The organism is Psychromonas sp. (assembly GCF_983033635.1).
This window is the reverse complement of sequence record NZ_CEZLMY010000053.1, coordinates 1-20,033: the sequence shown is the minus strand read 5'-3', so window position 1 is coordinate 20,033 and position 20,033 is coordinate 1. Positions and strand designations below refer to the sequence as shown.

16 protein-coding genes and 1 pseudogene are annotated in these 20,033 nt (G+C 41.6%); 12 read left to right on the top strand and 5 right to left on the bottom strand.

Translation table 11 applies throughout. The features are described 5' to 3' along the window. Positions 1-595, bottom strand: a 595-nt coding sequence (locus AC4GME_RS09225) for a diguanylate cyclase domain-containing protein (protein ID WP_490379276.1), incomplete at its 3' end; no start/stop codon positions are given. A 477-nt stretch (positions 596-1,072) separates the two neighbouring features. On the opposite strand from AC4GME_RS09225, the gene AC4GME_RS09220 reads away from it, so the two are divergent. The 8 genes and pseudogenes from AC4GME_RS09220 to AC4GME_RS09185 all read left to right on the top strand — a co-directional run bounded on the left by AC4GME_RS09220 (position 1,073) and on the right by AC4GME_RS09185 (position 10,160). Further along, positions 1,073-1,342 (top strand): hypothetical protein, encoded by a 270-nt coding sequence (locus tag AC4GME_RS09220; protein ID WP_490379275.1) that lies wholly within the window; start codon positions 1,073-1,075, stop codon positions 1,340-1,342. A gap of 129 nt (positions 1,343-1,471) precedes the next feature. Next, the gene (locus AC4GME_RS09215; protein WP_490377971.1) at positions 1,472-1,810 is read left to right on the top strand and encodes a hypothetical protein; all 339 of its coding nucleotides are present in this window, start codon (positions 1,472-1,474) and stop codon (positions 1,808-1,810) included. A gap of 42 nt (positions 1,811-1,852) precedes the next feature. Beyond that, positions 1,853-2,029 (top strand): annotated as a pseudogene (locus AC4GME_RS09210) (alpha/beta hydrolase-fold protein); the annotation flags it as partial. Positions 2,030-2,466: 437 nt separating this feature from the next. Next, complete coding sequence (locus AC4GME_RS09205; RefSeq protein WP_490377972.1) at positions 2,467-5,079, top strand: cation-translocating P-type ATPase; 2,613 nt, start codon at positions 2,467-2,469, stop codon at positions 5,077-5,079. Between the two features lie 375 nt (positions 5,080-5,454). Continuing rightward, complete coding sequence (locus AC4GME_RS09200) at positions 5,455-6,096, top strand: protein-L-isoaspartate(D-aspartate) O-methyltransferase (protein ID WP_490377973.1); 642 nt, start codon at positions 5,455-5,457, stop codon at positions 6,094-6,096. A gap of 160 nt (positions 6,097-6,256) precedes the next feature. After that, complete coding sequence (locus AC4GME_RS09195) at positions 6,257-7,942, top strand: methyl-accepting chemotaxis protein (protein ID WP_490377974.1); 1,686 nt, start codon at positions 6,257-6,259, stop codon at positions 7,940-7,942. 635 nt (positions 7,943-8,577) lie between these two features. After that, the gene (locus tag AC4GME_RS09190; protein WP_490379274.1) at positions 8,578-8,871 is read left to right on the top strand and encodes a hypothetical protein; all 294 of its coding nucleotides are present in this window, start codon (positions 8,578-8,580) and stop codon (positions 8,869-8,871) included. After that, positions 8,868-10,160, top strand: a complete 1,293-nt coding sequence (locus AC4GME_RS09185; RefSeq protein WP_490379273.1) for a methyl-accepting chemotaxis protein — start codon at positions 8,868-8,870, stop codon at positions 10,158-10,160. Before AC4GME_RS09190 ends, AC4GME_RS09185 begins: the two co-directional genes overlap by 4 nt. A 201-nt stretch (positions 10,161-10,361) precedes the next feature. Here the strand turns inward: AC4GME_RS09185 and AC4GME_RS09180 are convergent, their stop codons facing one another. From AC4GME_RS09180 to AC4GME_RS09170, 3 genes are all read right to left on the bottom strand, one after another. Then, positions 10,362-10,703, bottom strand: a complete 342-nt coding sequence (locus tag AC4GME_RS09180; RefSeq protein ID WP_490379272.1) for a branched-chain amino acid transporter permease — start codon at positions 10,701-10,703, stop codon at positions 10,362-10,364. After that, positions 10,704-11,411, bottom strand: coding sequence for an AzlC family ABC transporter permease (locus AC4GME_RS09175; protein ID WP_490379271.1), 708 nt, complete (start codon positions 11,409-11,411; stop codon positions 10,704-10,706). Between the two features lie 390 nt (positions 11,412-11,801). After that, entirely contained in the window at positions 11,802-12,095 is a 294-nt protein-coding gene (locus AC4GME_RS09170) for a PTS sugar transporter subunit IIB (RefSeq protein ID WP_490379270.1), read from the bottom strand. A gap of 569 nt (positions 12,096-12,664) precedes the next feature. On the opposite strand from AC4GME_RS09170, the gene AC4GME_RS09165 reads away from it, so the two are divergent. The 3 genes from AC4GME_RS09165 (at position 12,665) to mnmH (ending at position 16,429) form a co-directional block, all read left to right on the top strand. Continuing rightward, entirely contained in the window at positions 12,665-14,050 is a 1,386-nt protein-coding gene (locus tag AC4GME_RS09165) for a diguanylate cyclase domain-containing protein (protein WP_490378068.1), read from the top strand. A gap of 250 nt (positions 14,051-14,300) precedes the next feature. Then, positions 14,301-15,335, top strand: a complete 1,035-nt coding sequence (selD, locus tag AC4GME_RS09160) for a selenide, water dikinase SelD (protein ID WP_490378067.1) — start codon at positions 14,301-14,303, stop codon at positions 15,333-15,335. Further along, positions 15,335-16,429, top strand: coding sequence for a tRNA 2-selenouridine(34) synthase MnmH (gene mnmH / locus AC4GME_RS09155; protein WP_490378066.1), 1,095 nt, complete (start codon positions 15,335-15,337; stop codon positions 16,427-16,429). Before selD ends, mnmH begins: the two co-directional genes overlap by 1 nt. A 797-nt stretch (positions 16,430-17,226) precedes the next feature. Here mnmH and AC4GME_RS09150 read toward each other — a convergent pair. Continuing rightward, positions 17,227-18,222 (bottom strand): DUF4382 domain-containing protein, encoded by a 996-nt coding sequence (locus AC4GME_RS09150; RefSeq protein ID WP_490378065.1) that lies wholly within the window; start codon positions 18,220-18,222, stop codon positions 17,227-17,229. A 537-nt stretch (positions 18,223-18,759) separates the two neighbouring features. Between AC4GME_RS09150 and AC4GME_RS09145 the strand changes: the two genes are divergently transcribed. After that, positions 18,760-20,033 (top strand): hypothetical protein (locus tag AC4GME_RS09145; protein WP_490379269.1); only part of this gene is annotated, 1,274 nt, incomplete at its 3' end.

The following is a 20,033-nucleotide window of genomic DNA, read 5'->3' as shown; positions in this document are numbered from 1 at the left end:
ATGCGGTATCAGCTTCTTTCATTAACATGTTCATCGACGTTGGGTAAGTGCTGGAGACTCCGATACTTAATGTGACGATGTCACTGACACTCGAATACTTATGTTCTGTTTGTGATTTTTCGACAGTTTGACGTAATGCTTCGGCTACTTCCCGTGTTTTTGTTAGATCACCGCCTTTAATTAAAATGGCAAACTTATCTCCTTTACAACGTGCTAAAAAACAGTCAAATTCTTCGCATATATTTTTAAGTGCTAAACCAACCACTAATAACATAAACGCAGCAGCTTGATGTCCATAATTTTCGTTGTAGGCTTCAAAGAAATCGATTTCACATATTAGTACTGATAATAGTTGCTTCTCTTCACTCGCTTCTTCCCAAAGTTGTGCATAGTGAGTATCAAATTCATGACGGTCGGCAATATTCATCTGAGACATAACCAGCCCAAAAGCAGATGTTTCAGAACTGACTTTAGCTTCGGTTTGTTGATATTTAGCTATATCTACAATAGCTTTTGATTCGCCATCTTGATTTGCCGATTTAAAATCAGATGATTCGCAGCTAATTTGTCGGCCAGTTTGATTATATTGTTCCATAAGTTATTTCTTGCATCCCTGTTTTGATTTTTCAGCTCTGAACCGGAAGTAAAAGAGCCTTGTGTTGATGGTAAGCGTTAATCGGATAAATATTTGTTAAATGCCGACACCTTGCGGATTGATTAATTGAAATTAGTATATTTATTAAGTTTGATAAAAATGTGAGCTACACCAATAGAATAATAATATCAGCCATCTTCCTTATGCTTATTTACAAAATCTGTTGCTTGTTTGTGCTATTAACGGGGGATCTTTAATTTAGAAGGAATTTTTGTTTTTGGGTAACTCGACAAGAGAACAGCTAGTACAATCTTAGATCAATCACGCTTTGGCTTCTTTGTTATGGAAGATGTCGATTTGATGATGATCTTTAGATGTTGTGGTGATTAGTTTATTTGATTTACAATATTATGAAATTTGCAGTTTTAATATTTTGCTCATCACCATCGAAAGCCTGAATTATGGAGTTATAAATAAATGGATTCAGATATTACAAATAAAATTAAAGCGCTGGATAAAAAAATCATTCTTATGGGGGTAATTGATATGCCGGGAACTCTTCTAATTGGTTTAGGGTTATACGGAAAATTTGCTGAAAACGAAAATGCATTCCACCCATTACTTAATAATCAGCTTATTGTAGATACAATGATTGCAGCAGGTGCTGTGATAATGTGTTGCTGTGGCTACAAAATATTAAAGTTATCTAGAGAGAAAAACAAACTTATTAAGCAAGCAGGAATGTAACAGCTGCAAACTATTGGAATTTTATTCGCAAGGTGATTCGCAGAAGAAGAGAATAAAATTCTCTGTTGTAAATGTTCTATGCTTTTTTAGGTCAATGTAATTATTAGAAAGCAATTATAAGGGAATATGTTGAAAAAAGAATTAATGGATATATGCCTTGATATACGAAAGCGCAAAATAGCTAGCAGCGGGACGATTAAAGACGCATGCAAAGAGGTTACGCTAGCCATTGCGTTTGAATCGGTAAAAGAGGGGATAGATACATATATCTGTTTTGGCGTATATAAACCTTCAGGCGATGAGCATTACTGGATCAGGTTTAATAAAGAAATTTACGATGCTACAGCATCTCAATTTGATCGAAAGAAAGAAGTTTTAGTTTTGCATGAATCTGAAAATATGGCATATGAAGAGCTTGGTTATATATATGTATCTGCAAGATTTGTAGGTGAATTGCTTGGTATATAATTAAAAAATTTTGGATAACCTTCTTCACAGCGGAGTAATTTCGCCATTTCAGGAATGTCCATGGGGGGATTTGCTGCTCTCTATTTAGCACATCGTCATCAGGATGTTTTTGGTCTATCTGTCCCGCTTAGTGGTTATTTTGATATGAGCAATTATCCAGAATTCAATCCGGACAAATTTACTATGAAACCTGATCTTTATCTATTGCGCTATAGATAAAGCATTAGTTTTGTCAGCAATGAAGGCCTTGTTAAATTACTAAAGAATGGCGGGATCAATTTCACTTATAAGACTGCGCCTGGAGACCATACTTGGCGATATTGGAATGGGATTTTCAGGGGCTTTTTGACGGTTGTATCTTATTTTTTTAACAAACAAGTTAAGTGCAAAAAACGAAGGGATCCGCTCGATTTTCTTGCCATTGATAGCAAAAGAAAAGAATCTAGATCCCTTTCTCTAATTTGATCGCAGCGAATAATTCAATAAGCGATTATATCGTGCTTATTACCGTCAAAGCAGAGCTTATCGACATAAAGTTGAGATTAGTGAGAATGGAGCAAACCTACTGAAATGACTACCAATCTGTGGCCAACTTTATTTGACCAGAACATTTATCGTTCCTATACTCAGCCTTGTCATAGCCTAGATGAATTAATATGTATACACATAATAAAGAGCAGGGCCTTACCTCATCAGAAGCAAAAAAACGTTTGCTGGAATATGGTGAAAACCGCATTCCTTCAGCTCCGCCAACAAGTCTCGCCCTGATTTTTATTAAGCAGTTCCTCAGCCCGTTTATTTACATATTATTAGTAGCCGCAATTGTTTCTTTTGCAGTTAAACAGATACCAAGTGCTATTTTTATTATTGCAGTGTTATTTATCAACGCCATTATCGGGACTATTCAAGAGTATTCAGCGCAAAAATCAGCCTCTGCATTAAAACAGATGGTAAAAGGAACTGCTCATGTTATTCGCGATGGCACTGCACAAACAATTGACTCTGAATATGTCGTCCCTGGTGATTTGCTGCTGCTGTTTTCAGGTGACAAAGTAGCAGCTGATATTGAACTTTTAACGGCACAAAACCTTGCTGTTGATGAATCTATGCTAACTGGTGAATCTTCAGCGGTAGCAAAAAATACCCATAGCCAAGTAAACCAGGATGCTCCCATCAGTGATCAATTTAACCGATGTTTTGCTGGCAGTATCGTTACCCATGGTCGGGCACAAGGGCTGGTAATAAATACGGGTATTAATACAGAGATAGGCAATATTGCCACTCATGTCTCTGCCGAAAGGATTTCAGAACCTCCACTTTTAATCCGAATGCGGCATTTTACCTATAAAATAGCTTTTGCTATTACTATTTCTATACTATTGCTGGTTGCATTAATGCTCTTTATGGGCGGTTACCAAACAGAGAAAATGGTGATGATGGGCATTGGCCTGGCCGTATCAACCATCCCGGAAGGTTTACCGGCAGCGCTAACCGTAGCTTTGGCTATAGGTATGAGGCGAATGGTTAAGCATAATGTGATTATTCGAAAATTGGTTGCGGTTGAAGCTTTAGGCTCTTGTACTTTTATCTGTTCAGATAAAACAGGTACATTAACGGTTAACGAGTTAACTATTCAGCGAGTCGTTTTACCAGAAGGTGATATATATAAGGTCACGGGCGAAGGTGTTTCTGGTGGCAAAATTGAAGGTGAGAATATCACACAGCTTAGGGAACTTTGTATTACTGGAGTATTGGCCAATGAAAGTCATTTAGATTATTCAGGAGGTGAATGGGTATCAGATGGGGATATAGTTGATATTTCGTTTTTAGTACTGGCAAAAAAATTAGGACTGTCAGTATCCGATATTAGAAAACAACAAAAACAGCTTGAAATTATCCCATATGAGTCTGAAAAAGCATTTAGCGGCAGTTTAAATCTAGATCAGGAACAACCATGTCTTTATGTAAAAGGCAGTCCTGAAAAAATGCTGGAATTATCAACGTATATGCATTCTCCCTCTGGACCGGTACCGATAGATCACAAGAAAATTCAGGAACAGTTTGAACAATTAGCTAAACAAGGCTTCCGAATCATTGCGCTTGCAAGACGTCCTGTTGCAACTGTTACAAATGCGATAGAACACTTGGAAGGAATGACTTATTTAGGCATGGTTGCAATGATTGACCCTGTTCGAAGCGAAGCTAAAGATGCAATAAAAAAATGTCATACCGGCGGTATAGAAGTAGCTATGGTAACTGGAGACCATCCATCTACAGCATTGGCTATTGCGATAGAGTTAGGGCTAGCAGATCAGGAAAGTACCGTTGTTACCGGGCCAATGATAATAGCAGCGCAAAAGAAAAGTGCGCAGTCATTCCATGATCTTATTCGTCCCGCTAGAGTATTTGCCCGCATAGAACCTACTCAAAAAGAGATGATTGTTGATAGCTTTATGCAGGATGGCCATTTTGTTGCCGTTACAGGAGATGGTGTTAACGATGCCCCCGCAATGCGACGAGCCAATGCTGGTATTGCAATGGGGAAAAAAGGTACCGATGTAGCCAAAGAAATCGCAGATTTAATTATCACCGATGATAATTTTGCTTCAATAGTAGACGGTATTGAACAAGGCAGAATCGTTTATAACAATATTCGCAAAGTAATTGCGTTATTAATTGCCACCGGGTTTTCAGCTTTATTGTTATTCTTTCTTACTGTGTTAGCCGGTTTACCTATGCCATTAACCGCCATTCAGTTACTGTGGCTTAATTTAATAGCAAATGGGGTACAGGATGTTGCGCTAGCCTTTGAACCCAAAGAAGGAAACGAGTTAACTAAATCTCCAAGAAAACCCAGCGAACCAATATTTGAACGTAGAATTATTGAGCACGTATTAGTCAATGGAACAGTTATGGGACTACTAGCCTTTGCTACTTTTTTCTATTTAATCGAACAGCAAACAGAACTGCAAAACGCACGAAACCTGACATTAATGTTAATGGTTTTATTTGGAAATATTCATGTTCTTTCAAGCAGATCAGAAAAAATATCACTTTTCACTATGCCGTTTTTTGCCAATCCGTTTTTGATCTTAGCCGTTCCCATTGCTCAACTTATTCATATCGGCTCAATGTATACACCAGGGCTTGCTGATGTTTTACAAATTAACCCCATTACATATCAACAATGGATGGGATTATTACTTGTTGCGACTACGTTATTATTTGTTGAAGAAACCCATAAACATTTTTTGAGAAAAAGAAAATAAGTAAGCACATAAATAATTTTTAGCAACTCCATAAGGGACACTTATAAACATAATCACAACAATGCTCAACTAAGCTTTTAGTGAAAGTCTTACTCCATTTGTTGCTTCTTATTTTATTTAAGCAAATTCTTAGCAAAAGGTGTTTGCCTTTATGATGCCCGGGCTGCAAAATAAGTAAATAATATCAGTGAATTGTCGGATTAAAAATTGGTACTTGTACAGCTGCTTGCTCGTTTGTTTAGCCCACTCTGCAGGCATGGCCAAGGATCTAATCTTCTCTTTTGTATCTAAGCAAAAAATAAGACCTATAATCATAGGACAAGTTGTTACCGTCAAATGTAAAGTGACCAGCTAATGCTTTGCAAGCGAGAGAAAATGGAATATTCAAAACTCCGAGAACAAATGGTAAGCCAGCAAATTGAAAGGCGTGGTATTAAAGACAGAGATGTTCTGCAAGCGATGAGAACTGTGCCTAGGCATCTGTTTGTTGCAGATGAATTATTAAGTGAAGCGTATTGCGACTTCCCTCTCCCGATTGGCTTAAGACAAACTATCTCCCAGCCGTATATTGTCGCTTTAATGACGGAATATCTTCAGTTAAAGCCCCATCATAAAGTACTGGAAATCGGTACGGGGTGCGGCTATCAGACCGCTGTACTGGCTGAAATAGTCGATGAAATCTACACCATAGAGATAGTCCCGGAATTGGCCGTGCTTGCAAAAAAAAATTTACAGAAATTAAACTACCATAATATACACTGCAAGCAGGGGGATGGTTTAACTGACTGGCAGGATCAAGCGCCTTTTGATCGAATTATCGTCACAGCGGCTCCCTATATGCTTCCACAAGCGCTGATCGAGCAGCTAAAGGTTGGCGGCAGTATGATTATTCCTGTTGGCTCATATCCGCAGATCCTATACCGCATTGTCCGCAAGAGCGAAAACAAAATCGAACAACAAATTTTATCTCACGTAATCTTTGTACCAATGACAGGTAAAGTTGAAAATAATTACTAACAGTTAAAGATTCCCTAATATTTTGATCCGAAGCCTTCCTGTGTAGCTGCTTAAGTTGTTTAAATTAAACGCGTGTTTATTTTTCCCCTGCTCGAAAACATCATTTATTGCTCCTATACTCTTTTGTAACCATTTATATCGAGTGAAAGGTAAGAACATTATGAATAATTTAAGAATGAGAAATAAACTTTTATTAATTGCTATTTTACCTATGGTGATCGTATTAAGTGTGGCAATGGCAATTATTTATATCCAGCAGACAGAGACTGTTGAGCATGAAATTTCAGATTACCGAGAACTTCTTACTAGTGAGCGAAAAAAGCAATTAAAAGATGCGATTATAATTGCCAAAGGGACCGTAGAGCATGCGCTTGCAACACATAGTGATAAGGAGCTGGCATTAGAAAATGTCAGGAAAATGTTAAGTCCTATCCGTTTTGCAGAGAATGATTCAGGATACTTTTTTATCTATGACAAGCAAGGTGTTGCTGTTGTACACGCAAGTTCACCAAAAAACCATGGTAAAAATCTGTTGTCATTAAGAGATCCTAATGGTGTGATGATTATTCAAGAGCTCATTAAAGCGGGACAGTCCGGTGGGGATTTCTTTGCATATGTCTATGCAAAACCTGGTTCAGCAAGTCCTCAACCTAAATTAAGTTATGCAGCGCCAATTAAAGGCGTTGATTGGTATATAGGTACAGGGGTTTATATTGATGATATCGAAAATTCAACGCAACAGTATAGTGAAAAAGTATGGGAACAGATGAATTCTCAGTTTCGCACAGCTGCATTAAGCGCAATTTTACTTGCGCTTATAACTATTACTATTATGATTTTTGTTGCCCAAAAATTGTCGCAACCCATTAATGCTATGGTAGAAACACTTAACGATATTGCTGATGGTGAAGGCGATTTAACAAGACGCTTAACGATAGACGGTAAAGATGAAATTGCTCAATTAGGTCTGGCATTTAATCGATTTTCAACAAAACTACACGCCATTATTAATGAAGTTTCGGATGTAACTGAACAAGTATCAAACGCAGCACAAAGCATTAACCGCCAGACCCTGCATGTGGAGCAGCAGTTAGAAACGCATAATAATGAAACAGAGCAGGTTGTAACAGCCGCAACAGAAATGAGCTCAACAGCACATGAAGTGGCACAGAACGCCAATAGTGTGGCAGATGCAACACAAGCTGCCGCGAACGATTCTCAGAAAGCCCAGGAAATTGTAACCGCCTCAAGCCAATCTATTAACGCCCTGGTCAGAGAAGTTGAACAAGCGGGCAACCATATGAGTTCACTGCATGAACAATCGCAGAAAATTGATGGTGTATTGCAGGTGATAGGGGCTATTGCTGAGCAAACAAACTTACTTGCATTAAATGCGGCAATAGAAGCGGCTCGTGCTGGTGAACAAGGTCGTGGATTTGCTGTGGTTGCTGATGAGGTTAGAAGTCTAGCCAGCAGAACACAAGACAGTACGTTAGAGATCAAAGAGATGTTAGATAAACTTCACCATCTGGTTTCGCAAGCAGTTGCTTCAATGAAATCCAGTCAAGATACCAGTAGTGAGGCTGTTTCTTCATCAAGTAAAATCAGTGAGAGCCTCTCCTCAGTAACCAATGCAATACAAGCTATCAATGATATGAGCAGTCACATTGCCACCGCCGCGACAGAGCAAAGCTCGGTCACAGAAGAGATTAACCGAAATATGGTGGCAATCCGTGTAATTGTTTCTGAGCTGCTCGACTCAAGCCATGAGTCTTCAACTATCTCAGATGAACTTTCCAGTGCAGGCGTTAAGTTAAAAAGTTTGGTTGAACAATTTAAGCTTTAACTGCTCTGAAAAACTATCTCCCTCTCGATAACATAGGGAGATAGTTTATCTCGGAGCTCTACAAGGAAATCAGATATCCGTTTTAAAGTCAGGATTATATAAGAGCTGACATCTCCACTAGTTTATAGGGTTACTCGCTTTCGGGAAGAAACTAGCGTTACTATACCTGCTCTGCTAACAGATTAATTGTATTGATTTTGCTTGATAACTTTTTCAATCATGGCACAAAGTGATACCTGTTAGGAGCGATTATCTCAAGCATCCACACGTTGAGTTATATAAAATCATTTTCGTTATGACTTTAAAACTACTTTTGTGTCACATTATTTATTTATTTCTTCGACTGTATTTGATTTGTCATCATTTCTTGAATAGTTTTTATAAACAGCTGCTCTTTTTTGTAGTGTCTGCGCTTGCTACATAATTAAACAGTAAATTGGATTAATTCTTATTCAGAAATTAATAAGATAATTCCTCGTCTGAAATTATTGGATGGCGATCTAATAAAGCTCTGTAATGTATCAATACTGAGCGTAAAAAGAGACGATAAAAATAATGCCATGATAACAACAGATAACGATCATTAGTTTTTCGACAAAAGCCTCTACCTCTAACCAATACAAGGAATTGTGGATATGATGTTTAAGAAGTTCAAAGATTGGAAAATATTTAACAAGATCATGAGTATCTCTCTCGCGACTATCACCCTGATAGGTGTGGGCATATTCTTCTATCTTGTCCCCCTTTTCGAAGCCAAGCTCTGGGAGCAGAAACGTATTGAGCTGACCACCCTGGTGAGTACCGTTCAGCAGGAAATTGAGTACCAGGCAAGTCTTGTCGCCTCCGGTAGTGTCTCCAAGAAAGTGGCACAGCAGGCGGTGATCGATAAGGTTAATACTTTTGGATCAATGATGACCAGCACATCATGATCACTCATCCGTTAAAGCCTGCCTTGAACGGAAAAGATCTTTCCCAGCTTAAGGATCCCAACGGCAAAGCCTTTTTCGTTGAGATGGTCAGCCTCGCTAAGTCGAACGGTGAGGGATTTGTTGATTATGTCTGGGAGCGAAACGGCATCAACGAACCCAAGATGTCTTATATCAAGTACTATCAGCCCTGGGGCTGGATGATCGGCAGCGGAGTCTACTTAGCCGACGTTGAAGCAGAGATGAACTTAGCTGAGGTGATCACCAAGGTACTGCTGGCCATGGCCGCCGTATTGGTGCTGATTCTGTTTTTCGCTTTTACTACCGCACGGCAGATAGTTTCTGCCATACGTACAGCTATTAGCCACCTCAATAAGCTCGGGGATGGTGATCTCACTGCTATTATAGAGAGCAACCAGAAGGACGAAGTGGGCGAACTACTGGGGGCCATGTCAAATATGAGCCGAAAGTTGTCCGAGATAGTGACTCAGGTTCGCTCCGGCGCTTCTGCATTGGCCAGCGCCTCCGTAGAGATAAGCGCCACCTCCCAGAGTCTGAGCGAATCTTCCTGTGAGCAGGCCTCCAGTGTCGAAGAAACCAGCTCTACAATTGAGCAGATATCTTCGTCGATTAATCAGAATGCGGAGAACGCAAAGGTTACTGATAGTATAGCCTCTAAGGCTGCCCAACAGGGGCAACTTGGCGGAGAAGCCGTGGCCAATACAGTAACGGCGATGCGCAATATCGCAGATAAGATAGTCATCATCGAAGATATCGCTTACCAGACCAACCTGCTGGCGTTGAACGCGGCTATCGAAGCGGCGCGGGTCGGTGAGCTTGGCAAAGGGTTTGCTGTAGTTGCCACAGAGGTAAGGAAATTGGCCGAGAGGAGTCAGCAGGCATCCCTGGAGATTGGCGAACAGGCCTCCAAGAGCGTCGCCGTTGCTGAAAGCGCGGGCGGCCTTCTCGACGAGATCGTCCCCAGCATTGCACGTACAGCTGACCTCGTACAGGAGATCGCTGCTAGCTCCAACGAACAAGCCAGCGGTGTATCGCAGATTAACTCTGCAATCAGCCAGATGGACAAGTCAACCCAGCAGAACGCTTCTGCCTCAGAAGAGCTGGCTGCCACGGCGGAAGATATGAGCTGTGAGGCTGTTCAGTTGCAGCAGTTGATGGAATATTTCCAGATAAGAGATGACAACAAAATATTGCCCGTCTCGTCCAGTGAGCGACTGAATAGAGCCGAGCCTAATTCACAAGTTCAACAAACACCTGTTGTAGACTTTTAGAGCTTATAGCTGGAGTCGTAAAGGTTAAAGGCAGGACATCCACACGTTGAGTTATTTAAAATCATTCCGTTATGATTTTAAAACTATTGGGTGTCCCTACTTTTCAATGCCCACTTTTCGCCCGTTTTTCGTTAATTAATACAAGGTCATAAGTCAAGATGTGGGCAATCAGTACAGCAGGCATCGGCAAAGCCTCCCTAGCTATGCCCCTGCCAACGACAGGGATGACTGGCACAGGAACATATAGAGTCCGGTACCCGCCATGATGCTCAGCAGGGCATTGCCGCGCCAGAGGTGCAGAGCCACCACCAGGGCAAGCGCCAGCAGTTCTGCCGGACCATCGGTGAACGCGGTAAAGCGCAGATCGCGAAAACAGTAGATCAGCAACAGTACCATCATCACCGGCGGCAGGTAACGCCCCAGGTAGAGCAACATCGGATGGTCGCTGATTTTGTACAGTAGAATAAACGACAGAGCCCGGGTCATAAAGGTCGCAACCGCCATCACTGCGATAAACAGCAACAAGTAGTGGATATCTTGCATCTATACAGATCCCTGTGTGATCGCCTCGGGCGGCTTTTGTCTTCGGCGAAACACCAGCAGGACGATAATGGATAACAGGATAGACATCAGCAGCATATTGTCCCTACTGAACAGCCATATTGACAGGAAAGCCACGGCTCCAGCCATCACAAAGGGCCGGGACTCGCGAACCGTCTTGTACTGCTCGATCGCCAGCACCATAAACAGCGCCGGAAGGGTAAAATCGAGCCCTGTGGTATCAACGCTCATATTGGCCCCCAGAATGGCGCCGAGGGTAGAGCCGAGCACCCAATAGCTATGATCCAATGCGGTGATCAACAGATAGAAGTCGGTCTCCTCTTTATTTTCGGGCGGCTGAGTGCCGGTCAGCAACGAATAAGTCTCGTCGGTCAACCCGAAGATCAGGTAAAACTTGCGCCACCAGCGGGTCTTAAACTTGTTGATCAGGGAGATCCCGTAAAACAGATGCCGGGAATTCAACAGCAAGGTGGTGATCGCCACTTCCATAAAACCGGCGTGATTGGCCAGCAGCCCAACTGCCATAAACTGCCCGGCGCCCGCGTAGATAACCGTCGCCATCAGCGTGGCGTAGCTCCAATGAAACCCAAGTTCGTTGAACAGAATCCCAAACGCCATCCCCATCGGGATGTAACCGAACAGGACGGGGACGGTCGTCTTGAAGGCTGTCAGCAAAAGTGACTTATTCATTTAAAAAATATCTCCTATTCTCCATTAGATCCCGGCTTATACACGGAAACTGACGCTATATCCGTTGGCAACAGAGAATATTCGGCCGGCTCTCCGGGGAAGGTCGAGCATTGCCGATTGCTAAAGGGAATCGTTGCTGATGGAAATGTAAAAATTAGGGTGGATTATACTCATCAAACCCCTGACTGCAAACACCATCCAGCGATCCGAATACTGTAGAGCAAAGGTTCAGAATAGGTGAAAGCGACTTAGCGATCATGCATTTTTCCGACTGTTGTAAATTACCTCAGAAATGATGAATGCTTTTACCGTGAAGCGAGCATCAAGGCCGCTTAAATATTCACTGGGTGGGCCGCTTTGGGGAAGAGGGGAAATCCGCTCGAACTGATACTAGTTCAAGCGTTGATCGATTAGCTGAAAATAGCTGTTGGCTTTAAGTCCATAGATAATCTGAATGTTATTCTTATCCACAAATACTACCTCAATGGCACCCATTTTTTTTAACGCTGTCTTGTCAACTAACTCGTTGTTAAGCAAAGTTAATCTTAGTCTTGTTGCACAAGCACCAGCGTGACTGATATTTTCTAACCCACCTATAGCAAAGAGAATATCATCAACCTCTTTTGCTAAGTTTTCGTTTACTTTGGTTAGACCCTTCAACACTTGAATCAGATATTTCAGCATAGCAATCGCCTCTAAAAAGAATTTACAGAGCCACATTACCATTTGATTTCACTGGCTGTGAAGAGGGCAAGTATATTTAGCCACAAATTTGTAGTTTTGTAAGTCGGGGCGTAAACACCTCAAATATTTTGCTTGTTGAAAATTTGGGGGGATTTCGGCCTCGTTTGATTGCTATCTGATCGCAGATTGCATTGATGGTTGTAATCAGCAAAGTGAAATCGATATTTGAAAAGGATCAATTACAGCATTTCTATTAGTGGCAAACGGGTTAGATTAATTTACCTTGAGAGCCGTGTTGAAGAATTGAACTGTTTCAATTTTCAATTGGGTAATAGATTGTTAACTTGTTGTTTTAAAATAATTGGTTTATCGTTTAAAGTTAATACCAATATAAACCAGCGTGGCGTGTAGGTTAAAATCAAGCCTGCTACACTTATATATTAGAAAAGTAATTCTATTAAATAAGTGGAATGGTCAAACTATAAAGCAAATCAATCGGACGCATACAGCTTGTCGACGTTTTTGCAGTGTTATAGCGTTCTACTGGCTTATTAACGAGGTGTATACACTTGTTATTTAGACTTAAACAGATCATCACAAGAATGTTCGCAATAAGCGACCGGACCCAACACAAAGATCGACTTATTGATAAGTCGGCGGCAGATGGGGAGCAACGGTTAGTCGGCGCAGAAGCGTTCCTGAAAGCTTTTAAAGATCACGGAGCCGTGATGTATGTCGTGGATTTGGCCTCCTTCTCCATTGTCGATGCGAACGAAGCGGCATTAAAGTTCTACGGCTACGACCGCGCAACGATGCTCAGCAAGAGAATTCCCGATCTTAACATGACTCCGGAGCTGGAGATCCGTTCCGAAATAAAGAAGGCGCTCGCTGAGGAGAGATCCTATTACATATTCAAGCACCGGCTATCCAATGGTGAGTTGCGGGATGTTGAGATTTACGCCAACCCTATCACCATCCGGGGCAAAGACTACTCGTTCTCCATCGTTCACGATATTACCGTCCGACTCCGAGCCGAGGAGAGATTGAAGGAGAACGAAGAAAAATACAGGAGTTTATTTGAAAATGCTCCCGACGGCGTTACAGCCATTGATTCTAAGGGGTATATTGTTGATTGTAATACGATAGACCAAACACTTATTGGTCTAAATAAACAAGAAATGATTGGAAACCATATAACCACCTATTTATCAGATGAAAGCAAGTTGCTGTTTTCAAAGCGTTTTCGTTCTATCGGGGAAACAGGCATGATCGAGCTTGAATCTACAATAATCAATAAACATGGGGATATTATTCCTGTTTGGCGGAAAGCGACTGCAATTTACGATAATAGGGGGGATTTTAGTGGTGCTATCATCCATACAAGGGATATCACCGAACGCAAGAAGATGGAGGGCAAGTTAAAGCATTTGGCCGAATTCGACAATTTAACCCAGATCCCCAATCGGCAACTGTTCAGTGAAAATTTAAAGTATGCAATTGCACAGGCAAAACGGCACAACAATCGCCTTGCATTGCTGTTTATCGATTTGGATGAATTCAAACAAATCAACGATAACTACGGTCACAACACCGGAGACCTGCTGTTAAAGGCTGTTGCTACAAGAATACAGCAACAGATACGTGAGTCCGATAGTATTGGCCGAATCGGTGGCGATGAATTCCTGGTTTTGCTTTCCAATATTGAGCACGTTGACAATGCCATGAATATAGCTGAAAAGATTTGCTCTGTAGTTGATCAACCGTTTGATATCCCCGGCTATGCAGGCTTGAAAATTTCTTCAAGTATTGGCGTTGCCATCTACCCGGACCATGGCACCAATGATAAGCAGCTCATCAAGCTGGCTGATGCCGCCATGTATAAGGTCAAGGAGGGGGGACGCAATGCGGTCCGATTTTATCAGGTGCGCCGAGAGCGTATGACAGACAATACCTAGCACCTTGCCCATGTGTTCGGGATAGTTGGCGAACAGGGGATGTGTAGTTGATATGGAAAACCAAAGACCCATAGAATAGAAGCTATGAGTGTCAAATAAAATCGAATAAATTCCTACTCTTCTATTTTTCACTTTACCTTCACCCTTTATCTTATTCTTCATTGAATTAGCCTGGTTAAGCTAATGACACTCTTTAAATGCGAGCGTACAATCAACTGTTTAGTTAATTATATTTTTTTTGGAGAGTGGCATGGAAGATGTACGTCTTACACAATATAGTCACGGAGCTGGTTGTGGCTGTAAAATATCCCCGCAAGTTTTAGACAAGATCTTACATTCGCAGATTGCGCCTTTCCATGATCCCAATCTGCTGGTTGGTAATGAAAGTAAAGACGATGCTGCCGTATTTGATCTGCAAAATGGCAGCGCAGTCGTCAGTACCACGGATTTTTTCATGCCCATAGTCGATGACCCTTATGATTTTGGTCGGATTGCTGCAACTAATGCGATCAGTGATATCTATGCGATGGGCGGCAAACCCATTATGGCGATTGCTATTCTTGGCTGGCCTGTCAATCTGTTAGCGCCGGAAATTGCGCAAAAGGTGATCGAAGGTGGTCGGGCGGTATGTCGTGATGCCGGGATTTCGTTAGCGGGTGGTCACTCTATTGATACACCTGAGCCTATTTTCGGACTGGCTGTAACGGGTATCGTGCCAACCGAGCGGGTAAAACGCAATAATCAAGCTGAAAGTGGTTGTCAGATATTTCTGACTAAACCGTTGGGCATCGGGGTATTAACGACCGCCGAAAAGCAGTCTAAATTACGCGAGGAGCATCAAGGTATAGCCTGTGACTGGATGTGTCAGTTAAACAAATCCGGTGAATCGTTTGCCAACCTTCCCGGGGTAAAAGCGATGACCGATGTGACCGGATTTGGTTTGCTGGGCCATTTAAGCGAGATCTGCGAAGGCAGTCAGTTAAAAGCGCACGTCTGGTTTGATAAAGTTCCATATCTCCCTGCGGTCTTTGATTATATTGAGCAGGGGTGTGTGCCTGGCGGGACTGAGCGTAACTATGCCAGTTACGCCCATAAAATTGGCCCCATCACTGAGCAGCAGAAATCGTTACTCTGCGATCCGCAAACCTCGGGGGGATTACTACTGGCGGTCAATGCCGATGCCGTGGCTGAAGTTCATGCTATCGCCCAGCAGCACAATATCGAATTACAGGCTATTGGCGAATTAAAGTCACAAGATGGCCCCGTTTTGATCGAGATCTGCTGATGTCGCGAAAAAATAGCAGTAATTATCGTGACATCTTTTTAAACGATACGCCAATGATGGATATGCGTGCGCCCGTTGAATTTACTCAGGGTGCGTTTCCAACATCGTGCAGTCATCCGCTTATGCTTGATGATGAAAGAGCAGCCGTTGGCACTTGTTACAAGGAGCATGGGCAGGATGCGGCTATCGAATTGGGTCATCGTCTGGTTTGTGGCGATCAAAAAAGCGCACGTGTGGCACAATGGAAAGCTTTTTGTGAGGCCAACCCACAGGGCTATCTGTACTGTTTTCGCGGAGGGTTACGTTCGCGGATAACGCAGCAATGGCTGAAAGAGGCTGGCATCGATTACCCCTTTATTGAAGGGGGTTATAAAGCGCTGCGGAGTTTCTTGTTAGAGACAATCGATAGCATCAACCATCTTCCGCTAACTATTGTTGCCGGTTGTACCGGCAGTGGTAAAACACTGCTAATTAACACATTAAAAAATGGTCTGGATCTGGAGGGGGCTGCAAATCATCGCGGTTCTTCGTTTGGTAGTTATGTGTCGGCGCAGCGTAGCCAAATTAGCTTTGATAATACGCTGGCGGTTGATATTCTTAAAAAACAGGCGCAGGGTTGTCAGTCATTTATTCTCGAAGATGAAGGGCGTAATGTTGGCTCGGTGAATGTACCATTACTGCTGCATAAGGCGATGCAAGTAGCACCGATTGCAGTCGTTGAAGATCCTATTGATGTTCGGCTGGGGCGATTACTTGATGAATATATCAGTCGAATGCAAGGTGATTTTGTTGCCGCTTATGGTGAAGTTCTGGGCTGGATGAAGTTTTCTGCTTACCTTGAGAAGGGGCTGCTCAGTATCCGAAAACGCCTTGGTCATGAGCGCCATGCAAATATTTTAACCCTTCAGCAACGCGCTGTGAACGTGCAGCGGCAGACGGGGAGAGTGGATGATCACCTTGACTGGTTAGCACTGATACTCGAACAATATTATGATCCTATGTATCATTATCAACTCGGTAAGAAAGCCGATCGTATTGTTTTTCGTGGTGCTTATGATGATGTGCAGGCGTGGTTAATCGACAACCACAAATGAGTCCCATCGCCCGTTAATATTTGTTAACGGGAATAAGCAGCGCGTATGCGCGCTGCTACAGTTCAAAAAAACTAATCCGCTTGTTTTTCTTTTCAAAAAAGGCTGGACACCCATTTCTCTTTTCTAATATTTTCAACTGCTTAGAGAGAAACTATGAGATCACGTGCCTATATAATCCAACTCTTGCGGCTAGCGTCTTACTTTCCGTTTACTTTTATCTTGCTGTTGAAAGAAAAGTGAAATCGCCGACAGGGCGAAACGCTAACGAAAAAAGTTAAACTATGTGTTACAAGCGAAAGCTTACACATCAAGTAAATCGGCTTAGCAAGTGGAAGCATGACATTCCCACTAATTCTTACGCAACGCTCGGAGTCGGGAATAAGCGAGCATAGTACGCTCCACCTTTTATGTTAAATAATTTCAGAAAAGATGATTAGTTATATATTCCTTTGCCTAGTGTTTGACACGTTTTGGAACAAAAGATCCATTTTTACCGTTAAATATGTTCACCTATGATAAATATTTAAAAATGCTCTAGCCCTTACCACCATTGTGCGCAGCAAACATTGGCAAAAAAACTGTTTCGGTAATGTCACGGTTTTTACACAAATAATAGATGTATGTTGAGCAGTAATAATTCGCTCGGTATCTTTAATTTAAGTCTTGGGGATTATGACAAAGGAATAGAATAATAATTTTAAATAAACTTTGAAAGTATGCTGGCACTAACTTGTTCATTAATAGGGCTGCCAATGTGAAAGGTCAACAGCCCCTAAAGCAAAGTAGAGATAATAACTCTAAGGCACTACTACGACTACATCAAAATCGACTGAAGTTGTTGTACCAATAGAAACCGCAACACCTTGGTCAGCAGTATAAATTATAAATGCATCGGGACCATTCGTTTCATTAGGAAGGTCACTAACTGCCATACAGGTGTAACCTAAACTGTAAGTGCCTTCATAAACAGCTGGAAATTCATATTGGTAACCTTGAGTTAAATCTTCAGGATTAACTAAGGTTGCTTCAACTCGATAAATTGGTGCAACCTCAGGGGCTACAGCCGTATCTTCTCTGAGGTCGATCATATTTGCTAATGCTACAGTACCCGGATATAAATAAACCGCATGGCCAAGGTCAGAACCGCATTCATCGCTTAATGCTTCACTAATTGTTCCTGATATTGCCCCTGCTTCAAAAAGTTCGATTCCCGTTGGTTTAAGTGTCCAAAATGTATCCTGTCCGGTTGGCTCCATTAATACTTTATTAAGATCAAACTCAGCAATATAACTATTCTCACCTTCTGATATAGTGAATGTTTTATTAATAAATAAACGCCCGGTATCTTCTTCATCAGCCCCGACGCCACCGCCACATGCACCTTCACTTGGTGTTGTCAGACCGACAACATTACCAACTGGGTCTTTAACAAATGAACTTGTTGGGCTCTCAGGATCTTGACCAGAATCTTCGTTATTTTTCATATAAATACACAGTTGATATTCACCAACAGTAATTAATTCATGGCTAACTAAGTTTGCTGTTTTTAATCCGCGAAAAGTAACTAAATCTATGTGTTTTAGCGGATTATCACCATCAGATACATCAAAAGAATAAGAACCCGAGTTACCTTTAAGCACTACCTGTTTGAAGGCTATATTGACAATTTGTGCGTCGGCGGGATCATCTGAAACAGCTAAATTTAATGTGCCCGTTTTCAATGATGAACCATCACTACACGCACTAAGCAAAGTGACCAGAGAAAGTATGAATATCAATATGCTACTTTTCATAGTTATTTCCTTTTTTGTTATTTATCAACAATCTTTAATTTTATCAAATGCCAAAAAATACATGACGAATAATTATTTTCGCTTGGTAATCTAATAATAGATTTAATGTGATGGATGTCCAATTTTCAAGTGAATTTCCCATTAAACATCTTCCCTTATTGATAGGTGTCATAAATCGCTGTAGCTATTGCGGTTACTGGCCCCATCAATCATTGTTAAAAAAAGCTGTCTCGGTAATGTCACGGTTTAACCAAAGTCGCTATGTGACCCGACTTAGCGTTATAGCCCCATTATAGTCAGAGGCAAAAGGCAAGACGCGGCTCCATTATTCGTTTATCTGTTGATATTACCCCATTAACTTTCTGGGTAATCCTTTAGAATTGATCACATTGCAATTCCCCTGTTATTTACGCTACATAAAAATATCAGTATAGTTGCCACCATTTGAAAAACTTGTCCCTCTAAAAATAAAGGTAAAGGAGTTTAAAGCCGATCTTAGTAGCTCCGTTAACTTATTATTTGGCTTTATATAACTGTATGATCAATAAATTCAAGCAACAAATCTTTCAGGTTTCAAAGCAAGGACAGGCTGTTTGTGAGCAATTAGAAAGAGGGCAAGCAGAAACGCCGCTAGCAGAACATTTTCGACAAATTGAAAAAGAGATAGAAAGTTCACCTTTTTCCATCGTCTTGCTAGGGTTAACAACCAGCGCCCGTACTGCCGTTTTAGCTTGGCTCTATGGTAAAGATTTTTCTGTACTCTCCGTTAATGTTGTTAAACAACTCGGTTTGATTGAAATTAGCCTTAGAGAACGTGGTTACACAATTGAGCGGGCTGATGGAAAAAGAGAAGAGTTCGACCGTCTAAACCCCTTTATGGAAGCACTGCAACAGTCTGATCTATTAAGCCCTTGTGATGCGAAGCAATGGGTAGATCCTGTTCACCTTGGTGTTAATAGCCCCAAAGGTCTGCAGGGCTTAAAAGTTTATATACCCGAAAATCCAGAAATGGTGTTAAAGAATCCAGGTTTGCTAAATCGCGTGGTAACCCAAGCTAACTTACTGGTTGTTGCTGCGCCACTTAATCACGAATTAAGTGAGCAAGATCAGCTGGCGATTTTAGAAATAAGCCAAAACATGGATGGTTTTTGGCCTTTACTTGTGGTTGATGAACTAGCAGAAGAAACGTCAATACCTAGCATCGGTTGGTGGCAAAAACACAAAGCACCTACGCTGCAGTTAAAACCACAACTGCTCACCACGCATATCGATGCCAATATACCAAACATGTTACAAGATATTGATGATCAAGCACGGCAGGCTCTCTTTCTGCACCAACAAGCACAAAGAGTGATTCATGCTAGTGAAGCGATAGCCGAGCGTAGTCAACAAGAACTGCGTCAGTTGCAAGGTCGTAAAAAACGCGAACAACGCAAAGCACAAGTAAACGAAAGCGATATAAAATCAGGCTCAATAGAGCGTCATCAGTGGGATAATATTCGTAGTGATTTAAACGATCAACTCAGCCGTTTAAATAAAAAAATACATGAGCAAGGTAAAAAAGCGCTTTTGTCTGAAGCAGAGCTCAGCTGTCAGTTAGAACAACTTATTAGTCGTTTACAAGTCAGTGACCTTAACCAGGAGACGGGCCATAAAAGCATAAAGCTGACAGTAAAAGAGAGTTTTTTAGCGGAGTTAAAGAATCAACTAAAAGCTATTTTGAAAAAGCAGTTCAAAAGTGAAATGCTAACGCTGTCACAAGCACTGCAAAAGCAGCAACAGCACATTGAAGAGCAAACAAAACAATTAAC